The organism is Agrobacterium sp. 22-209-1 (assembly GCF_053522485.1).
This window is the reverse complement of the sequence record NZ_JBNWCH010000010.1, coordinates 167,263-186,485: the sequence shown is the minus strand read 5'-3', so window position 1 is coordinate 186,485 and position 19,223 is coordinate 167,263. Positions and strand designations below refer to the sequence as shown.

Genomic DNA, 19,223 nt, shown 5'->3' with positions numbered 1-19,223 from the left:
CGCCACGCGCTACGACAAGCGCCCGGAAAACTATCTCGCAGCTGTCAAACTCGTCGCCGCAAGAATCTGGTGTCAGAGTTTATGAGTCGACGGCCTAGAAAATCCTCTCGCTGATGCCACCCGCATGGCGTCTATCACCTCCCGTTTGATCGGTGATTGTCTTGGTCAGCCGAATACGGGCAACAAATACTACCTCACCAACAACCAGGTCGAGGATATGCTGTTTGCCACCTACCAGACTGCAGACCTGATCAAGCGCATCTACCAGACCTGGGAGACGATCCTTGAAACCCGTCGCACAGAAGGAGCTTCGGAATGACCGCGCCTTCTCTCGCCCAGCGTAAGCTCCTCGACATCGCCAACATGGTTTCGGTCGTGAAGAACCTCAACAACGCGCTTTTCATGGCCTGCGCAGATCTCAATGACATGCAGCAGATCAACGCGCTCCATTCCGTAATCGATGAGATCAACAATCGGATCGAGGTCCTTGGCGACCGGATCGATGAAGTTCGGGAGGAGCTCGCATGAGCAAGTTCGTAATCGACAAGACCGATTGCCTCGATTCTGCCGCGCGAAATCTAAACGACCTCCTCGATGTGATTTGCGCGCTCCAGTTCGACACTGCCGACGGTCCCGTCGATCGCCGTATTGACAGCCTCCTGTGGATTGCCCGCGACATGTCCGAGGGCATCGTTTGCAGGATGGGGGATCGTTCAGACAGTACGCCGGAACCCGTCAAGCCTGTGGCTGAGTATCTCAATGGCCTGGTGGCTCATGCGATTTCAGAAGTCCAGTTGAAGGCTGATATCGAAGAGCTTCACGACAAGTCTAAAGCTCTGATTGCCTCTTTCGGTACTGCTGAAAAGTCGAAGGGGGAGGCCAACGAATGACCCGTCCCCCCGCAATCTTGCAGTTCCGCCGCGCTGAATTGGAGAAGAGGATTGAGGAGCTTATCGCTCTCCTCGATCTTCTTGACGGCGACGAGAACCTTGAGCCGTATCTGGCCGATGCAGATCCACGGCTTGAAGACCGCGAATCGGATGACGATTTCGAGCCACCTATGAGCCGGGAAGAGCCCGAGGGCTTCAGGGTACATATTCGCAGCGAACGCAAGCAGCTTCAGGCCATGGGCTATGACTGCGGACTCTGGAGAGCATCATGAAGAATGTCATCTGCTTTCCTGCCCATCGTCAGCGCAGCGAGATCAAGCGCTGCGCCGACAATCTCGACCGACTGAATGGCGAAGCCGCAAGCCGATACTGGCGGGAGGAAATGCGCCACCTGGCCGCCCGTCTGACAGCGATCGGCATGTGTGAGGTAGAAATGTCGAAGCAGGTTCTGCTCTTCACCGGTGCCGTTGTGGAGGAGATGCAGCGCGCCTATGCCGAGCGCGCGATTATAGCAGAATGAAAGCAAATGACAGCATGTTGCATGTTGCAACGCGTGTTGCACGGAATAGCCGTGGCTATAGGGGAATCCCCGGAAAACAAGGGAGAACAGCGTGTGACATGATGCGACATGGATTTCGGCAGTTGGAAGCCAAGCTCCCTGTTTAACGCTTTGAAACCTTTGATGAAAGCGTTGGCTGGGGAACCTGGATTCGAACCAAGATCGACGGAGTCAGAGTCCGCTGTTCTACCATTGAACTATTCCCCAAAAGCCTTAAAGCGCGTGGCGCGTTCGCTTTGGTGGGTCGTCATATAGATGATTTATTCCGGGGCGCAAGTCGAAAAAATCGAAAAATGCGTTTTATCCCTGTTTTGCGTTTGCCCGTGGCTCAGAGCCGTGCGCGGGTGGAACGCGGGGTGGAGAGCAAGAGGCTGGTCTCACTGCCGGTAATGCCGGGCACCAAGCGGATGCGGCGCAGTACCGCGTCGAAATCGCTGAGCGTGGCGGCGTTGAGTTCCACGATAAGATCCCAGCGGCCGTTGGTGCTGTGAATTTCGGAGATTTCCGGAAAACCGCCGAGTGTGCGGATGACGCGGTCCGTCACATGGCCTTCAATCTCGATCATCATGATGCCGCGGATCGCCGCCTCCACTGCATCGGCGCGCAAAATGACGGTGTAACCGATGATGGCGCCGTCATTCTCCATTCTTTCGATGCGCGAACGCACCGTCGCGCGCGAGGTTCCCGTCTCGATTGCGAGATCGGAAATGCTGCGCCTGCCATTGTGGCGCAGAAGGGTTATGAGCCGCTCGTCGAGATTGTCCATATGACCAATTCGGTAAATCAATTTTACCACATCGATAGCTTATTTCGATAATATTGCCAATATTTGATGTTCATTTCGCCGGATCGCTGTGGTGAACTTGGGCTTGTTGGCAGGAAAGTGAGGACGGGAATGGAAATCAGGCTTGTTGGTGCGCCGTTGCAGATCGGGGCCGGGCAACTGGGATGCGAAATGGGGCCGAGCGCCTATCGCGTTGCGGGGCTTGCCTATGCTCTCGAAGAACTGGGGCATCGCGTTGTCGATACCGGCAATGTGACGCCGGCGACCTTCCGCGAATTTAACCATCCCAATCCCGCCGTGCATCATCTGCCTGAAACCGTGGCCTGGACCGAGGCGCTGACGGAGGCTGCCTATCGTGAGAGCGCGGATGCCGTACCGATCTTTCTCGGCGGCGACCATGCGATTTCCGCAGGGACGGTCGCCGGCATGGCGCGCCGGGTGGCTGAAAAGGGCCGTCCGTTTTTTGTGCTCTGGCTCGACGCCCATACCGATTATCACACGCTGGAGACGACGCGCAGCGGCAATCTGCACGGTACGCCGGTTGCCTATTTCAGCGGGCGAAAGGGTTTTGACGGTTATTTCCCGCCGCTTTCCCATGCGGTGCCTGAGGAAAATATCGGCATGATCGGCATCCGCAGCGTTGATCCGGCCGAAAGGGCCGCTTTGGAAAAAAGCGGCATCACCGTTCACGACATGCGCTCGATTGACGAGCACGGTGTTGCCGTCCTGCTGCGCGAATTCCTCGCTCGGGTTCAGGCGGCGAACGGGCTTTTGCATGTCAGTCTGGATGTCGATTTTCTCGAGCCTTCCATCGCGCCCGCCGTCGGCACCACGGTTCCGGGCGGCGCGACGTTCCGTGAGGCGCATCTCGTGATGGAAATGCTGCATGATAGCGGGCTGGTCTGCAGTCTCGATCTCGTGGAACTCAACCCGTTTCTCGACGAGCGCGGCAGAACCGCGACGCTGATGGTGGATCTCGCCGCCAGCCTGCTGGGCAAGCGGGTCATGGACCGCCCGACGCGGGCCGGCTGAAAGGGGTGATATGATGACCGTGATACCGAACCTCAATATCGTCCCCTTCGTCAGCGTCGATCACATGATGAAACTTGTGCTGCGCGTGGGCATCGATACGTTTCTGCGCGAACTTGCGGGGGTGGTGGAAGAGGATTTCCGCCGCTGGGAAAGCTTCGACAAGACGCCGCGCATTGCCTCGCATTCGAAGGAAGGTGTCATTGAACTGATGCCGACCAGCGATGGCACGCTTTACGGCTTCAAATATGTCAACGGCCATCCGAAGAACATGAAGGAAGGCCGCCAGACGGTGACGGCTTTCGGCGTGCTTTCCGATGTCGGCAATGGTTATCCGCTGCTGCTGACCGAGATGACCATCCTGACGGCGCTGCGAACCGCCGCCACCTCCGCTGTTGCCGCAAAATATCTCGCCCGCAAGAACTCCCGCTCCATGGCCATCATCGGCAATGGTGCACAGAGCGAATTCCAGGCGCGCGCCTTCAAGGCTATCCTCGGCATAGACACGCTGCGGCTATTCGATATCGACCCTTCCGCCAGCGAAAAATGCGCCCGCAATATCGCCGGGCAGGGTTTTGCCATCAAGATTTGTGAAAGCTCGCAGGAAGCGGTCGAAGGGGCGGATATCATCACGACAGTCACCGCCGACAAGCAATATGCGACGATCCTGACCGACAACATGGTCGGGCCCGGCATTCACATCAACGCCGTGGGCGGCGATTGCCCCGGCAAGACGGAACTGCACCGGGACATTCTGCTGCGATCGGATATCTTTGTGGAATATCCGCCGCAGACGCGCATTGAAGGTGAAATCCAGCAATTGCCGGCGGATTATCCCGTCACCGAGCTTTGGCAGGCCATATCGGGTGAAAAGCAGGGGCGGGCAAGCGACCGGCAGATCACGCTGTTCGACAGCGTCGGCTTCGCGACGGAAGATTTTTCGGCGCTGCGTTACGTGCGCTCAAAGCTGCCATCCACCGGGCTTTATACCGAGCTCGATCTGCTGGCCGACCCGGATGAACCACGTGACCTGTTTGGGATGCTGTTGCGGTGTGAGGCGGCCCTCGTCTAGGGATTTCCAGCGCTGGCCGTCTATTTCGTTTCCCGGCGGTTCCTGCGGGCAACCACATGCTCCCGCCAGATGGTGAAGAGGCCGGCGGCGATAACAATCGCCGCACCGATGACCATGTTGGGCGTCACCACTTCCCCATAGACGGTGACGCCGATGATGGAGACGAGCACCAGCTGGTAATAGGAAAAGGGCTGCACGGAGGCCGCATCCGCCAGTTCGAACGCCTTTATCAGGCAATAATGGCCGCTCATGCCGGTAATGCAAAGCGCCAGCATCCAGCCCCAATCCTGCGGAGCGAGGTTGACCCAATAAAACGGGCCGACCAGCGTCAGGGCCGCCGCGCCGGCCACGCCGGTGTAGAAGAAGCTGGTCATCGCTGAATCGCTCTTGCTGCCAAGGCGGGTCAGGACGCTGTAGAGCGCCAGCATGAAGGCGGCCACGAAGGTGATGATGAGCTTGTTATCAAAACCGTCGCCCTCCGGCTTGAGAATGACGAGAACGCCGATGAAGCCGACAAAAATGGCGCTCCAGCGCCGCCAGCCCACATGTTCTCCCAGCAAAGGCATGGACAGCGCCGCAACGATCAGCGGCGCGGAGGCGAGGATGGAATGGCTGTGCGCCAGCCCGACGACGGCGAAGGAGAAGATGGAAAAAACGATCTGTACGGCAAGAAGCACGCCACGGCCGATCTGCAGCCAGGGGCGGTTGGCCATGACGGCGCCCCTGATGCCGCCGGCGGATTTTGCAGCCATCAGCAGAACAAAAACGGCAAAGGCCCAATATCGCAGCATGGCGATAAAAACCGGCGGATAGGCGCTGCCCAGATGTTTCGATATGCCATCTTGCGCCGCAAAGATCGTGAAGGCGACAAGCGCATAAAGAAAGCCGGTTCTGGGTGATGGCATAAGCAAACCGCTATCCGACTGCCGCCGGCAAAAGAGTATTCGGGATGAATGAGGTGGGTGTCGGCCATATGTTATGACGGCACCTTGTCAGACAACCTTATTTTCCGAATAGCTGCCATGCAAGTGTGGAAGCTGCGTTTTTGGCAGGCGGATTGCCGGCTTAGCCTGCGCTACTGTCTGGTTTAGATTTCTCGAAAAGGCGCAAGTCTTTAATTCATGCCAATTGCATCGACGTCATCCTCGGGCCTGTCCCGAGGATCTGCGACTTGCTGGTTGTATTCGACATGTTTAGATCCTCGGCACAAGGCCGAGGATGACGGCAACATGCCTGGTGGGGTTCATGCCCACATGACGGCGTCGCGCATAAGGCCTTCAGCCGATCGTCACGGCCGACTTCGAGGTCGCGGATTTCAGCGCGGCGTCGGCCAGTTTCAGCGCGATCAGACCGTCCTTGATGGAGGGCGACGGTGCGACATTGTTTTCGATGCTGTCGATAAAGGCGGTGATTTCCGCAGCATAGGCCGCCGTGTAACGCGTCATGAAGAAATCATGCAGCGGCGGGCGGGTGTAACCTTCCGCATTGGCGATTTCGATGGAAACCGGGCGCTGGTTTTCGGCAGCCGCCGAGCCTTCCGAACCGTGCACTTCGATGCGCTGATCATAACCATAGGTGGCGCGGCGGGAATTCGAAATGATCGCCTGCCTGCCGCTTTTCGTGGTCAGGATGATGCTGGCGCTGTCGAAGTCACCCAGCGCACCGATCTGCGGATTGACAAGAACGGAACCGGTGGCGAACACGGTTTCCACTTCCTCGCCGAGCAGGAAGCGGGCCATGTCGAAATCATGAATGGTCATGTCGCGGAAAATGCCACCGGAGACCTTGATATAGTCGGCCGGCGGCGGGCCGGGGTCGCGGCTGGTGATGGTGACCATTTCCACCTTGCCGATGCGACCATCGTCGATTGCCTTGTGGACGGCCTGGAAATGCGGGTCGAAACGGCGGTTGAAACCGAGCATCACCTTCGCACCGGTTTCCTCGACCACCTTGGCGCAGGCTTCCGCGCGGGCGACATCGAGATCGACGGGCTTTTCGCAGAAGATCGCCTTGCCGGCGCGGGCGAAACGCTCGATCAGGTCGGCATGGGTGTTGGTCGGCGTGCAGATGATGACGGCGTCGATCGTCTTGTCGGCCAGAACCTCATCGATCGTGCTGACCTTGCACTGCGCTTCGCGGGCGATTGCTTCCGCAGCGCCGGCCATGGCGTCGACAACGGCCGCCAGCTGCGCACGGCTGTCGGTGGTGATCGCCTTGGCGTGGACCTTGCCGATCCGTCCAGCGCCGAGCAGCGCCAATTTCGTAACCATCTTTCCTCCGGTTTCTCACACCCATCCCTCACTCCCGGAAGGACAGAATATGAATACAAGCAATGTTTCAATATGGAATATATGTTCTATTTTGCTAGTTCGACATCGCAGATGTGTCAAGCGTTTTGACGATGATCCAGGGGGGCCGAAATCACGCCTTCAGGAAGATGGTGCGGCGCGGATGGCTGGTGTCGAGAAAAGCCCCGCGCAACAATCAATCAGCCGAAGCTGTCAGGGCCGTATTATGGGGCAGGGCGTATACCTCAACGGGGGTTTCGAGGCCGCGCAGCAGCCATGGGCCGAGATTTTCCAGCTTTCCCTGATATCCGGCGGTGCGCACGAATTCTTCTGAGAAAAGCACATTGCGCCCGGTCTCCTTGGTCAGCGTTTCCAGCCGTGACGCGATATTGACGGCAGGGCCGATGACGGTGAAATCGAGGCGGGTTTTCGAGCCGATATTGCCATACATGACATCGCCGACATGCACGCCGATGCCGTAGCCGAGAGGATCGTGTCCCTTGCGGCGATTGATCTCATTCAGCGCAACGAGGCTCTTCTGCGCGCTGGCAATGGCTTTCAGCAGGTTTTCGCAGGCCTGCGGGTCGCTGAGCGGGAAAATCGCCAGCAGCCCGTCGCCCATGAATTTCAGGATTTCGCCGCCGAATTCCTCGATGGGATCGCACATGGCGTCGAAATAACCGTTCAGAAGCTCGATGACATCGTCGCGCGGCCAAAGGTCGGAAATATGGGTGAAATTGCGCAGGTCGCAGATCAGGATCGCCGCACCCACCGTCATACCGCTGCCGCGTGTCGTTGCGCCGTTGAGGATTTTTTCGCCCGCATGCGGCCCCACATAGGTTTCCAGAAGGGTGCGCGTCATACGGTTCTTCAGGCGTATTTCGCTGACGAGCGCCAGTGCCGGAAGCAGGTTTTTCAGGGCGAGGATTTCGCTGTCGGAAAAACCGCCGGGCCGGTCGCTGGAGAATGTGGCGACATGGCGCTTGCCGAAGGTATGCTCGATCGGCCAGGCGCAATAATCCGTCAGCCCCTCGGCCCGCAGGTCTTCGTAGATCGTATAGCCGGGCTCATCGATGTCTTCTCCGTTCAGCCGGTGGCGGACTTCGGTGGCGCCCTGATGAATGTCGTTGATGGGGCTATTGAGATATTCAGGCGTATTTTCAGATCCGTAGCCATAGGTGGCGATCTCGGCGGAGGACAGGCCGGCTTTCCACAGAATGCGCGCGCCAAGCCATTGCGGATGGCGAATGCGGAAAGCGAGCACGCCCCGCGCCACGGAAACTCCGCTCTCCCGAAGCCTGTTGCAGAGTTCGACGAATATCTCGTCGATAAAGCGTTCGTCCTTGGTGCCCGTGATCAGCCAGTCAAGAATTTCCGTCTTCTCCGCCGGCCACAATTCATCCAGTGCTGAAGAAACCCGTTCTTCGGTGTCGAGACTTAGTGTCATGGCAGGATTCCGGAGGTTGTTGCTGCTCTCGCGCAAGCGGGGCACATGTCGCAAAGGCGAAACATGGTCGCTCGCAAACCCCATGTGGTGCCGGATAACGAAAATGTTAAGAGAGGAGCGCGGAAAATGTTCCGGAAGGGATTGGCTTAATCAGGCCACGCGCGCCGCCCGGATGTTCCCGGGAACATCGTCCCCGGCGGCGCTGAGATTTTTAATGATCGCCAGGTGGATCAGATCACGGTTTCAACGGGAATATGAAGTGCTGCGGCAACGCGTCTGATGCGCAGCGGATCGCTGTCCGTGCCGTCTTCCAGCGCGCGTATTTCGCTGGTGGTCAGGCCGCAGGTCACGGCAAGCTGTTCAACCGTATATCCGGCGAGATTGCGTGCGGTGAGGACCTTTTTGGCAAATGGAGCATCGGTTTCGTGATCGGAATCGGGTTGTGAGATTGAAATTGTCATTATTGCATCTCCCTCAGAATGGACACTTAAATGCGGGCGGCACAGAAAAGTTGCCGGGGCCGAATGCGACCGCGTTGCCGGAGAAGAATATCGGTGCTGCAACGCAGCGAGGAACATAGCGGCTTCATCGACCTACGCAATAGTTAAATTTTGTTAAGATTCGTGATCGCCGCATTCCTGCGGCACGCCCTGCCCGAAAATGGCCGAAAATCCCACGTTTTCAGGGCTCCTGCGAGGACGGCGGCTTTCGCTACAGCATGCCCCAGGCGCGAAACCGGCCACGGCCGGTCACTTCCCGCAATTCCAGTTGGTTGGCGAGGCCTATAGCGCCCTGCGGCGTGGTGCCGAGTTCCTTGACAATCATCGCCGCCGAAACCACCGGTCGAGAGACGACAAGCTCCACCAGTTCCGGCAGGCGCGAGGAAGAGCGTCGGCCGGCCAGTTTGCGCATCATGCGTTCTCGCGCATGGGTCAGGCGGTCATGTTCCTTCATGCCGGCCTGCGCCGCTTCGTAAAAGCTGTCGAGAAGTGCGGCAATCCGCTGCGTCTGGTTTCGGGCGTGCCGGCGCTCCCGTGGGATCGCACGCAGACCGGCGCTGAGGGCCGGCAGGTGAGCGGGTGTGACGGCGCCGTCGCGCAGAAAGGCGGAGACCAGAAGTCGGCCGAGCCAGGGGCTGCGTTGCAGCACCTCGATCATGTTCCACGCGTCGAGCAGGATGGCGGTGCGAAGGATTGCCGGCAGTTCTTCCGTGCGCGCAAGGACAGCCCACCATTCTTTCAACCGTTCGTCTTCGTCCCAGTCGGGTTCGTTGATGATCGCATGGCTTTCCTCCCTGTGCATTGGCTGAAGCGCGCCTCCGGTGGTGATCGCATCGAGCGTTGCGGCGCTTCGCGCCAGCAGCGCGTCCAGCTCGGAAAAAGCGCCGTCCAGCGATGTTTCCTCCTCTGCGTCGGCATCTTCATCGCGGGAATGGTCGAGTGTTTGCCGTGGAGGTGCTGGCTCTTCGGCAAGCGCGGCCCTGCCGCGTAGCCTCGAAAGGCCCGGCGCGGTAAAGGCCCAGCCGGAGGCATTGGAAAAGATCAGCCGTCGCGAGCGGAGAATCCGGTGCGCCGCCGTCATTTCATGGGTTGGCGCGCGCACATCCATATGGGCGTCATGCAGCACAAGATCTTCCATGTGAACGAGTTCGCCATCCACCCACATGGATGAAATCGCATCGGTGAAATCCTGTCTTTCGATGAAGCCCTGTTTCATCGGTGACCGGTCGATCCGCTCGTCCAGCCGCGCCAGCGCCTCGCCGGCGCGGGCGGCGGCAATGAGGAGCTTTTCGATCTGTACGTCCGATATATCGTAAATCATTGATATTTTTTAGTTTGAGCACGGGCGGCTTACAAGGCGGATCACAGTCGGGCACCTCCGCTTTCGCGGTTTTCACCCAAAATCCCGACGAAAAGCCGTGTGGTTACAGAAATGGCGCGACGCGGGTTTTGCTCGCCCTTGCTGTTTTTTCGTCAATATTGCGGCGCGGTATAAACTTGCGCACTGCAACATGGCGGGTATATACCCCCACCGAGAGCGACAAATTATCACACCTTCCGTTCGCCCTTCCATCTCCAGACGAAGATGAATTGGAGTTTACCCGTGAATATTATGGCAAATGGTCCCGCCACCGCGCCGGATCAGAAAACCCGTTTGAAATCCATCATCGGCGGATCGGCGGGCAATCTCGTCGAATGGTACGACTGGTATGTCTATTCGGCCTTCACCCTTTATTTTGCGCCGGTGTTTTTCCCTTCCGGAAACCAGACCGCCGAGCTTCTGAGCGCAGCCGCCGTTTTCGCAGTCGGATTTCTGATGCGGCCCATCGGGGCCTGGTTCATGGGCACCTATGCCGACCGCAAGGGCCGCAAGGCCGGCCTGACCTTATCTGTCACGCTGATGTGTCTCGGTTCGCTGCTGATCGCGATTACGCCCGGCCACGAGGCGATCGGCATTGCCGCGCCGGCCATTCTGGTTTTCGCAAGGCTTCTGCAGGGTATCAGCGTCGGCGGTGAATATGGCGCGAGCGCGACCTATCTCAGCGAAATGGCCGGCAAGAATCGCCGTGGTTTCTTCTCCAGTTTCCAGTATGTGACGCTCATTTCCGGTCAGCTTCTGGCGCTGGCGGTGCTTCTGGTGTTGCAGCGGGTCCTGGCGCCGGAACAACTCGGCTCCTGGGGCTGGCGCATTCCCTTCTTCATCGGCGGCCTTCTGGCGATTGCGGTATTTTATATCCGCCGCGGCCTTGTCGAGACGCAGTCCTTCGAAAATGCCAAGACCGGTGCTGTCGACAAGCCGAAGTCCAGCGGATGGGCGCTGTTCAAGCACTATCCAAGGGAAGCGCTGATGGTCATGGCGCTCACCTCCGGCGGCACGCTCGCCTTTTACGCCTATACGACCTATCTGCAGAAATTCCTCGTCAACACCTCCGGCTTCAGCAAGGAAAGCGCCACGGAGATCACCACGGCGGCGCTCTTCGTCTTCATGCTGTGCCAGCCGCTTGCCGGCGCGCTGTCCGACAAGATCGGCCGCAAACCGCTGATGGTCGGCTTCGGTATTCTCGGAACGTTGTGCACCTATGCGATCTTCAGCACGCTTTCGACGACGACCGATCCCATCATGGCTTTCGCCCTCGTTCTGGTCGGTCTGTTGATCGTTACCGGCTATACTTCCATCAATGCGGTGGTGAAGGCGGAAATGTTCCCTGCCCATATCCGCGCGCTTGGCGTGGCTCTGCCCTATGCGCTGGCGAACACCATATTCGGCGGAACGGCGGAATTCGTGGCCCTGAAGTTCAAGCAAATCGGCCACGAAAGCTGGTTCTTCTGGTATGTGACGATCATGATCGCTCTGTCGCTGGTGGTTTATGTGAAGATGCGCGACACGCGCGATCACAGCCATATTCACGAGGATTGAGCGACCCGCATCCAGACCGGCAAAAGTCCCGCCCTTCCGGCGGGGCTTGTTCTTTTCTGCAGTCAGGCGGGTTCGACAGGAAGGACGATACGGGCCTCAAAACCATCCTGCCGGCCCGGCGCCGGAGAGGAAAGCAGCAGCTTTCCGCCGGCTTGCTCCACGAGGCTTTTGACGATGGCCAGACCAAGCCCGGTTCCGTCCGCCGTGGTCTGGCCCCTGGTAAAACGCGTCGTCAGCTTGGGTAAGAGCCCCCCATCGATAGCCGCCCCGGAGTTGACGATGTGGATCGTGCCGTCTGCTTCGGCGATGACCTGCACCGGGCTTTCCGCCGGACTGTGGATCAGCGCGTTTTCGAGAAGGTTGCGAATGATGATGCCGAAGGCATCCGCGCCGATCCTGCAGGGTAAACCGCCGTCGCGGCGATTGTTGAAACGGATGCGCGACGTTCCGATTGTCGTTCTGCTCATGTCATCGATCACGAGTTCGAGCACGGGGATGACGTCGCTCGTTTTATCGGTGACCCCGATCCTCGCTTCCGCGCGCGACATCTGAAGCAGTTTTTCGGCCAGGTGGGCGAGATGCTGCAGGGATTTTTCAATGTTCTCCACACGCGGCGCAAGCTCCGGCGGAATGTCGGCATGCAGCCGCTGCGCCTGCGCCAGCGCGCCGGCAATCGGCGTGCGCAATTCATGGGCGCTGTTGGCGGTGAATTCCCGTTCCGCCTCGATTGCCGATCGCAATCGTCCGAGCAGCAGATTGACCGAACGGGCAATGGGATGCAGTTCGCCCGGAAATGGTTGCGTCGGCAGCGGCGCGAGATTGCCGCCGTCCTTTTTGCCGATATCGTCGCGCAGGGTCTGTATCGGTCGCAGCGTTCTGCGCACCACCACAATGACGGCAAAAATGCTGGCGGGAATGAGGATGAGAACAGGGAGAAGCAGCGCGGCGCCGGCCTCTTCGATTGCCTCGCGGCGATTGGCGAAGGCGTCGGCGACCTGCAGGAAATAATTGTCGTCCGGCGAAGCGATCGTGAAGATACGTTGCGACGATGTCTCTGAAAAACCGGGATCAAGCGGTACCTCGAAAGGTTCCGTCGAACTGTCATGTGAATGCAGCAAGACTTGCCCTTCACGGTCGCGAACCTGGTAGGTCAGATATTCCGCCCCTTCCGCCGACTTGTTGAGTTTCTGCGAGGCGGGCGCGGTATTGTTTTCGCGAAGATCGTCCAGCAAAAGCGGCAGAAGCCTTTCTGAGGTTTCCTCAAGGCCCGCGTCGAAAATCTCGGCGAACTCATCCTGCATCACCATGACGCCCAGCGCGCAGGCAAGTAGCCAGGATATGGCGACAACGCTGGTCAGCGCCGTCACGAGCTTGCGGGTCATGCTGGTCGGTCTGGCCATTTCTGCCTGCTTGCAATTCTGACTATCTGATGGTGTAGCCGACGCCGCGCACGGTCTCGACGCGGTCATGGCCGATTTTCTTGCGCAGCCGGCTGATATAGACCTCGACCGTGTTGCTTTCTATTTCCGCGCCGAATTCATAAAGCGTGTCGTGCAATTGCGCTTTGGAAACGACGGCGCCAGGATGTTCGACGAGTTTCTCCAGCACGGCCCATTCCCGGGCGCTCAGCGTCTGCGCAGTCCCATCGACCGTGATGTTGCGCGCCACCTGATTGATCTCGATGCCGGGCAGGCGGATGACGGGAGCAGAACGCCCTTCGTAACGGCGCGAGACGGCCAGCATGCGGGCCGAAAGCTCGTTGAGATCGAAAGGCTTGACCAGATAATCGTCCGCACCGGCGTTCAGTCCGGCAATGCGGTCGGAGACCTGGTCGTGGGCCGTCAGAATGATGACCGGCGTCGCGTCATCGCGCTGGCGCAGGCCTTGCAGAAGGGTGATGCCCTCGCCGTCCGGCAGGCGCATGTCGAGCAGGATGAGGCCGTAACCCATCGTCAGCGTCGCGGCCATGGCGTCACCCAGCGTCTTGAACCAGTCGACAGCATGACCCGCCGCTGCGACATGGTCCCGCAGCGCTTCGCCCAGCACATGATCGTCTTCAACAAGCAGAACCCGCAAGACAGCTCCCTCTATCGCTTCGTCTTGCGTATCTCTTTCTCCGGATAAGCGTCAAGCACAGTGTTTCAGCTGTTCTGACGCTGGGTGCAGCCACCGAACACATCGAGCGATGGATCGTAGACCGATGTGGAGACATTCATCATGCCGAGGATGCTGTGGAAATAATTGTCGTGCGAGCGCCCGCCCTCCGCCGCGGTTTTTGCGAGGCAGGCTTTGTTGAGCCCCATGGATTTGGCAAAATCGTCATCGAACCAGACGAGAAACGGCACATGGGTCTGCTGGTCGGGCGCCAGCAGATACGGCGCGCCATGCAGGTAGACGCCGCTCTCGCCAAGCGATTCGCCGTGGTCCGATGCATAGATCATGCTCGTCGCCAGCCTGTCGGAACGGGCCTTCAGCTTGTCGATCACGGTCGAGAGGAAATGGTCGGTGTAAAGAAGCGTGTTGTCGTAGGAATTGACGATCTCCGCGTCGGAGCAGTTGCCAAGCTCGGCCGTGCGGCAATCCGGGGTGAATTTGCGGAATTCGTCGGTATAACGCAGATAATAGGTCGGCCCGTGGCTGCCCATCTGGTGCAGCACGATCACGCTGTCTCTGGTAACGTTATTGAGCCAGGAATCGAGCTTGTCGAAGAAGATATCGTCGCGGCATTCTCCGCCAGTGCAGAAGCGGCTGTCATTGGTCGAGGGCAGATCAAAATAAGGGATACGGTCAGCCACGTTCTTGCTGCCGGTATTGTTGTCCAGCCATGTGGCGCTGACACCGGCATGGACGAGAACATCCATGACGTTTTCATTGGCGAGCGCCTTGTTGTGGCTATATTGCGAACGCGGGAACTTCGAGAACATGCAGGGAATGGAAATCGCCGTCGCGGTGCCGCAACTGGTCGTGTTTGGAAAATAAATCACGCCGCGTTTTGCGAGTTCGGGATTGGTCTCGCGCCCATAACCGTTCAGGGAAAAGTTCGCGGCCCGCGCGGTCTCGCCCGCCACGATGACGGTGATGCGGGGTTTGCGGACGCCGCCCAATGAAGGCAGGATTTTCGCATCCCTGCCGACCGGGCTGACCTGAATATCGACTTCCTTGCCGGCCAGCGTGAAATAATGAATGGCCGACATGATCGGCGACAGGGGATTGACGCTTTTGACAATGTCCTTGTGCTGGCGCACGGCGGTGGTGAAGGTCTTGGAATTGGCGAAGCTGATGATGCCGGCGATGGTAAGACAGATCAGGATGCTGATCGTGTTCCATAAAAGCTTGTCGAGAATCGTCCGGTGCCGCACACGCACGGCGACGATGAGGAGGGACGGCACCAGTCCGTAAATCGCCATGTGCCAGAGAAAGCCGGGCGTGATCAGATTGCCAGCTTCCGCCTGTGTCGTCTCCATGGCGTTGCGTATCATATCGCTGTCGATAACGATGCCGTAGCGATCCATGAACCAGGAAGCGGCCGCCGCCGCGAAGATCAGGAAGATCAAGAACGGCTTGATGAGATATTTGGCGGAAAAAATAATGATTAGCGCGCCGAAAAGGGCGGCCATGGCGCCATACAGCGCGACGATGGCGACCGGATAGGCCGAAAGATAGGTGTGAACCTTCGACCAGAATGTCCGGTTCGTGAAAAACAGCAGATAGGCCGCCGTCAGCAGGCTGAGCGGCACGCTGCCGATTTCCGGACGATATGTTACTGTTCCCGTCGCTTTCGCGGTAAAAAGAGCCACTGTCAGATCCACCAGATTTACAATAGGCCGGCGGCAACGGAGACGGGGCGAAAACGCCGCCGGAAAGGCTGCCGCATGGGCCGACCAATGGCGGATGCGTCATTTTGCTGACATCAACCTGAAAGCTTGTCATGAAAGTGTCACACTCCGTGGTGGCCGTTTGGCGGATGACGATAGAGCCCTTAATTGAGGCCCACGATGCCTGTGGCGGTGGTGCGCGTTGCAAATATGCGCGTGGCCCTGACCGGCAGCAGGCTGCCTGCGGGCAGGTTCTGGAAGGTCACCGTCGCCCCGGAAAGCAGGGTCAGGCAGAGATGGCCGCCATTGCCCACATAGATGGCGCGGGTGGGGGAAGGAAGCGGGCTCGTATCGTCCGGAACCACATCGAAAGCGTGGGATGCCGGGGATTCGAGGCCGGCGGCGTGGTGTTCGTAAGTCTCAGCCATTGCTGTCTCCCGTGAATCGAAATCTGGCGCGATTATGGGTTGTGCTGCGGCCATGGGGAAAAGCGGGTACAGGAAATATCCGGACAGGATTTCGGCCTCGTATTGGGCCTGCCCGCAAGAGCGTCATTCTTTTCGCAATTTCATGGCGTTACGCCGCCCCCGCCTTTTGCCGCCAATGCGGCGCAAACGGATGATGACGGATTTTTCCTCCACGGGATCGACAGGCGGGCGGATGCTGCCCGCTTCAATTGCGCATGTGGAGAATGAAGGCCCTGACGGCGGGAGAGGCTTCCGTTTTCCGGTGGGCGATGGCGAGGTCCGAGGTCGTGGAACTGGCGGCAAGCGGCAGGTAGCGCACACCGGGCAACCTCAGGCAATTAAGCGAGCGCGGCACCAGCGCGACGCCGAGGCCGATGGCCACCATGCTGGCGATCGTGGTGTAGTCCCTGCCTTCCGGGGTGATCGCCGGCTGGAACCCGGCTTCATTGCAGGCCTCTATCGTATTGTAGTGAAACCCGACATCCGGCGGCTGTCGCGGGGTAATGAAGGTCTCGCCGGCAAGGTTTTTCAGATCGACCTGCATCGCAAAAGCCAGGGGATGGTTTTCAGGAAGCGCGGCCATCAGCGGTTCGCGCAGCACCACATGGGTTGTCACACCTTCCGGAACGGGCGCGGGCGGGCGGATGAAGGCGAAATCCAGATTGCCGTCGGCAATCTTGGCCAGTTGCAGCCGCATCTCCATCTCGATCAATTGCATCTCCACATCGGGATGGGAAGCACGGAAACCGGCGATGGACCGGATCATCTGGCCGGAATAGGCGGCCGAGGCGACATAACCGATGGAAATGCGCCCGGTTTCGCCGCGGTCGACGCGTTTGAGCGCCGCAAGCGTCGCCTCGGCATTGGCGAGGATCTTCCGGGCGTCCTCATAGAGAAGCTGCCCGGGCGTGGTCAGCTTCACCGAGCGGCGCGTTCGGTCGAGAAGCGGCATGCCGACAATCTGTTCGAGCGCCATGATCTGTTGGCTCAGGCCCGGCTGGGCAATGCCGAGGCGGGCGGCGGCGCGCTCGAAATTGCGCTCATCTACCAGCGTGGTGAAATAGCGCAGGTGGCGTAATTCGAATGTCTCCGCCCGGCTTGCCGGTTTCCTGCCCATCGTCACGGCCTTTCCCGGCAGATTTGAATAATCCAAAGCTATTATCGATGTGAGTTTTCATAATCAATAGTTCTGAAAAAAACCGGCTGCGCTTATTGGATCACAATCCGTCCCTTGCGTAATAAGATGACTTAAATTCTCCAGAAAATACCGTCTTATGGTGGCGCGGGTGATGAAGGGTCTTGGCGTGCAGGGAAAAATCAAACACATTTCCATTCTGGCTGGCGGTTGCGCCGTCATCGCTTATGCGGCGTTTTTTGCCCCGGCTTCCGCCTTTGCGCAGGAGGCCGGTACGACGGTGCTGCAGACCATCACAGTGGACAGCGCCAAAAATCAGGACCCCAAGGCTCCGGTGAAAGGCTATGTGGCGAAAACGAGTGCCAGTGCCACCAAGACGGGGCGATCCCTGATCGAGACGCCGCAATCCGTCTCCGTCATCACGAAGGACCAGATGGATGTGCAGAACGTCCGCACTCTCGGCGAGGCGTTGAACTATGTTCCCGGTGTGGTTGCGCAGCCGTTCGGCGCCGATCCGCGTTTCGATGCGCCGCGTATCCGCGGTTTTCAGGGGAACCAGTTGCAGTTTCTAAACGGTCTGCGGTTGATGCGCACGGCCGGTGCGCCGTCCTATGAAGTTTATGGTCTGGAGCGGGTGGAAGTCATTCGCGGGCCGGCCTCGGTGCTTTATGGTCAGGGCAATCCCGGTGGCCTCATCAATCTCATCAGCAAACGGCCGATCTTCGAGCGTTTCGGCGAAGTGGGGGCGCAGATCGGCAGCTTCGACTATTACCAGTCGATGTTCGATATCGGTGGACCGGTCGCGGGCACCGACAGTTTCGCCTATCGCCTGACAGGTCTTGCGCGCAACGCCCACCTTCAGACGGACAATCTGCAGAACGACCGCTATTTCATCGCACCGGCGCTCACCTGGCAGCCGGACGAGGATACGAAGCTGACGGTTCTTGCCTCCTATCAGCATGACAATCCGAGTTCGCCCTCCGGCCTGCCGGCGGCGCTGACCTATCTCAGACCCGGCAATATGCTGGACCGCAGCTTTTATGTCGGCGATCCGTCCTTCGATACGTCGAACCGTAAATTCACCAATATCGGCTATGAGTTCGAGCACCGTTTCGACGAGACCTTCACCTTCCGGCAGAATGCGCGTTATTCCAATTTCGACTGGTCCTACCGTGCGCTCGGCATGTCGTCGGCCAACGGCGGCATGATCGGCAATCTCATCCGTCGCAATGCGACGTTCCAGGACGAGCTGCTGAACACCTTCAACATCGACAACAGCCTGCAGGCGGATTTCTCCACGGGGCCAATCGACCACACCCTGCTTGTCGGGCTGGACTACCGTTATTTCGACAATAACGTCAAAACCGAGTTCTGGGCCGCGACGCCGCTCAATCCCGTCAATCCGGTCTATGGCGGGCCGATCAGCCTCACGTCGCGCACGCTCTATGCCGATGTGAAGACGGATATTTCCCAGATCGGCCTTTATGCGCAGGACGAGATGGCCTTCGAGAACTGGCGGGTCACCGCCGGCCTGCGGCAGGACTGGGCAAGCACCAGCGGCACGACCTTCAACGGCGCCACCTACCGCTCGCTCGACAAGGACGATCACAAGCTGACCGGCCGCGTCGGCGTCAGCTATCTGTTCGATGGCGGCATCGCGCCATATGTCAGCTATGCGACCTCCTTCGAACCGGTGCCGCAGCCGGCTGTCGGCGATGCGCCGAAACCGACCACCGGCGAACAATGGGAAGCGGGCGTCAAATACCAGCCCGAGGGTTTCGACGGGTTCTTCTCCGCCGCGGTCTACGATCTGACACAGAAAAACGTCACGACGACTGTGGGCGGCGTGACGCAGCAGATGGACGAGGCGCATGTGAAAGGCCTTGAACTCGAGGGCGTCGCAAGCCTTGCCGACGGGCTCGACTTGCGCGCTGCCTATACCTACATGGACAGCGAGGTCTCCGGCCGCGTGAATAACGGCAAGGAGTTGGACAGCACGCCCCGCCACGCCGCAAGCCTCTGGCTGGATTACACTTTCCCGGAAGATACCGCCCTTGAGGGTTTCGGCATCGGCGGCGGTGTGCGTTATGTCGGAAAACGCTATGGCGATGCCGCCAATACCTTCGAGATGAAGGGCCTCGCCCTGCTCGATCTCGGCGTGCATTACGAGAAGAACGGCTACCGCGCCTCGCTTCAGGCGCAAAACTTGACTGATAAAGAATATATTTCTAGTTGCTCCACTTTCGGATGCTATTACGGTGACGGAAGAACGGTTATGGGCAAGCTGACCTATCGTTGGTGACGCCATATCAAAGTGAAG

Annotated in this window: 20 protein-coding genes, 1 tRNA gene and 1 pseudogene; 10 read left to right on the top strand and 12 right to left on the bottom strand. The window is 58.9% G+C overall.

Features of this window, described 5'->3' with window-relative positions; all coding sequences use genetic code 11:
- From ACQZ48_RS19950 to ACQZ48_RS19925, 6 genes and pseudogenes are all read left to right on the top strand, one after another.
- Positions 1-85, top strand: a pseudogene (locus ACQZ48_RS19950) (IS5/IS1182 family transposase); the annotation flags it as partial.
- Positions 86-124: 39 nt separating this feature from the next.
- Positions 125-319, top strand: coding sequence for a hypothetical protein (locus tag ACQZ48_RS19945; protein WP_448729245.1), 195 nt, complete (start codon positions 125-127; stop codon positions 317-319).
- Positions 316-528: a hypothetical protein gene (locus ACQZ48_RS19940; protein WP_060641886.1), complete on the top strand. Its 213-nt coding sequence runs from the start codon at positions 316-318 to the stop codon at positions 526-528. Before ACQZ48_RS19945 ends, ACQZ48_RS19940 begins: the two co-directional genes overlap by 4 nt.
- Positions 525-890 (top strand): hypothetical protein, encoded by a 366-nt coding sequence (locus tag ACQZ48_RS19935; RefSeq protein WP_448729244.1) that lies wholly within the window; start codon positions 525-527, stop codon positions 888-890. Before ACQZ48_RS19940 ends, ACQZ48_RS19935 begins: the two co-directional genes overlap by 4 nt.
- Positions 887-1,162, top strand: a complete 276-nt coding sequence (locus tag ACQZ48_RS19930) for a hypothetical protein (RefSeq protein WP_448729243.1) — start codon at positions 887-889, stop codon at positions 1,160-1,162. The genes ACQZ48_RS19935 and ACQZ48_RS19930 overlap by 4 nt, the downstream gene beginning before the upstream one ends.
- Positions 1,159-1,410, top strand: a complete 252-nt coding sequence (locus tag ACQZ48_RS19925; protein WP_448729242.1) for a DUF6074 family protein — start codon at positions 1,159-1,161, stop codon at positions 1,408-1,410. Before ACQZ48_RS19930 ends, ACQZ48_RS19925 begins: the two co-directional genes overlap by 4 nt.
- A 172-nt stretch (positions 1,411-1,582) precedes the next feature.
- Here ACQZ48_RS19925 and ACQZ48_RS19920 read toward each other — a convergent pair.
- A tRNA-Gln gene (locus ACQZ48_RS19920) sits at positions 1,583-1,656 on the bottom strand.
- Between the two features lie 121 nt (positions 1,657-1,777).
- Positions 1,778-2,215, bottom strand: coding sequence for an Lrp/AsnC family transcriptional regulator (locus ACQZ48_RS19915; RefSeq protein ID WP_080794513.1), 438 nt, complete (start codon positions 2,213-2,215; stop codon positions 1,778-1,780).
- A 129-nt stretch (positions 2,216-2,344) separates the two neighbouring features.
- Here ACQZ48_RS19915 and rocF point away from each other — a divergent pair, with 129 nt between their 5' ends.
- Both rocF and ACQZ48_RS19905 read left to right on the top strand, forming a co-directional pair.
- On the top strand, positions 2,345-3,265 hold the full coding sequence (gene rocF, locus ACQZ48_RS19910) for an arginase (RefSeq protein ID WP_077984744.1): 921 nt from the start codon (positions 2,345-2,347) through the stop codon (positions 3,263-3,265).
- A gap of 13 nt (positions 3,266-3,278) precedes the next feature.
- The gene (locus tag ACQZ48_RS19905) at positions 3,279-4,334 is read left to right on the top strand and encodes an ornithine cyclodeaminase (RefSeq protein WP_448729241.1); all 1,056 of its coding nucleotides are present in this window, start codon (positions 3,279-3,281) and stop codon (positions 4,332-4,334) included.
- 20 nt (positions 4,335-4,354) lie between these two features.
- Here the strand turns inward: ACQZ48_RS19905 and ACQZ48_RS19900 are convergent, their stop codons facing one another.
- The 5 genes from ACQZ48_RS19900 to ACQZ48_RS19880 all read right to left on the bottom strand — a co-directional run bounded on the left by ACQZ48_RS19900 (position 4,355) and on the right by ACQZ48_RS19880 (position 9,890).
- Positions 4,355-5,239 (bottom strand): DMT family transporter, encoded by an 885-nt coding sequence (locus ACQZ48_RS19900; protein WP_137412541.1) that lies wholly within the window; start codon positions 5,237-5,239, stop codon positions 4,355-4,357.
- A gap of 372 nt (positions 5,240-5,611) precedes the next feature.
- A complete protein-coding gene (gene iolG, locus ACQZ48_RS19895; protein ID WP_173991340.1) occupies positions 5,612-6,604 on the bottom strand; it encodes an inositol 2-dehydrogenase in 993 nt (330 codons plus the stop codon).
- Positions 6,605-6,818: 214 nt separating this feature from the next.
- On the bottom strand, positions 6,819-8,069 hold the full coding sequence (locus tag ACQZ48_RS19890) for an adenylate/guanylate cyclase domain-containing protein (protein WP_142913383.1): 1,251 nt from the start codon (positions 8,067-8,069) through the stop codon (positions 6,819-6,821).
- A gap of 230 nt (positions 8,070-8,299) precedes the next feature.
- A complete protein-coding gene (locus ACQZ48_RS19885; RefSeq protein WP_003522093.1) occupies positions 8,300-8,530 on the bottom strand; it encodes a helix-turn-helix domain-containing protein in 231 nt (76 codons plus the stop codon).
- A gap of 250 nt (positions 8,531-8,780) precedes the next feature.
- The gene (locus ACQZ48_RS19880; protein ID WP_077984748.1) at positions 8,781-9,890 is read right to left on the bottom strand and encodes an RHE_PE00001 family protein; all 1,110 of its coding nucleotides are present in this window, start codon (positions 9,888-9,890) and stop codon (positions 8,781-8,783) included.
- Between the two features lie 291 nt (positions 9,891-10,181).
- Between ACQZ48_RS19880 and ACQZ48_RS19875 the strand changes: the two genes are divergently transcribed.
- On the top strand, positions 10,182-11,486 hold the full coding sequence (locus ACQZ48_RS19875) for an MFS transporter (protein WP_448729248.1): 1,305 nt from the start codon (positions 10,182-10,184) through the stop codon (positions 11,484-11,486).
- Positions 11,487-11,548: 62 nt separating this feature from the next.
- On the opposite strand, the gene ACQZ48_RS19870 is transcribed toward ACQZ48_RS19875, so the two are convergent.
- The 5 genes from ACQZ48_RS19870 to ACQZ48_RS19850 form a co-directional block, all read right to left on the bottom strand.
- Positions 11,549-12,886: a sensor histidine kinase gene (locus tag ACQZ48_RS19870; RefSeq protein ID WP_448729240.1), complete on the bottom strand. Its 1,338-nt coding sequence runs from the start codon at positions 12,884-12,886 to the stop codon at positions 11,549-11,551.
- Positions 12,887-12,908: 22 nt separating this feature from the next.
- Positions 12,909-13,562, bottom strand: a complete 654-nt coding sequence (locus ACQZ48_RS19865) for a response regulator transcription factor (RefSeq protein ID WP_077984751.1) — start codon at positions 13,560-13,562, stop codon at positions 12,909-12,911.
- A gap of 65 nt (positions 13,563-13,627) precedes the next feature.
- On the bottom strand, positions 13,628-15,295 hold the full coding sequence (locus ACQZ48_RS19860) for a phosphoethanolamine transferase (protein WP_077984752.1): 1,668 nt from the start codon (positions 15,293-15,295) through the stop codon (positions 13,628-13,630).
- Positions 15,296-15,465: 170 nt separating this feature from the next.
- A complete protein-coding gene (locus ACQZ48_RS19855) occupies positions 15,466-15,729 on the bottom strand; it encodes a spike base protein, RCAP_Rcc01079 family (protein WP_059755951.1) in 264 nt (87 codons plus the stop codon).
- A 244-nt stretch (positions 15,730-15,973) separates the two neighbouring features.
- On the bottom strand, positions 15,974-16,885 hold the full coding sequence (locus tag ACQZ48_RS19850; protein WP_173991425.1) for a LysR family transcriptional regulator: 912 nt from the start codon (positions 16,883-16,885) through the stop codon (positions 15,974-15,976).
- A gap of 157 nt (positions 16,886-17,042) precedes the next feature.
- Between ACQZ48_RS19850 and ACQZ48_RS19845 the strand changes: the two genes are divergently transcribed.
- Positions 17,043-19,205, top strand: coding sequence for a TonB-dependent siderophore receptor (locus ACQZ48_RS19845; protein WP_448729239.1), 2,163 nt, complete (start codon positions 17,043-17,045; stop codon positions 19,203-19,205).
- Positions 19,206-19,223: the final 18 nt, after the last annotated feature.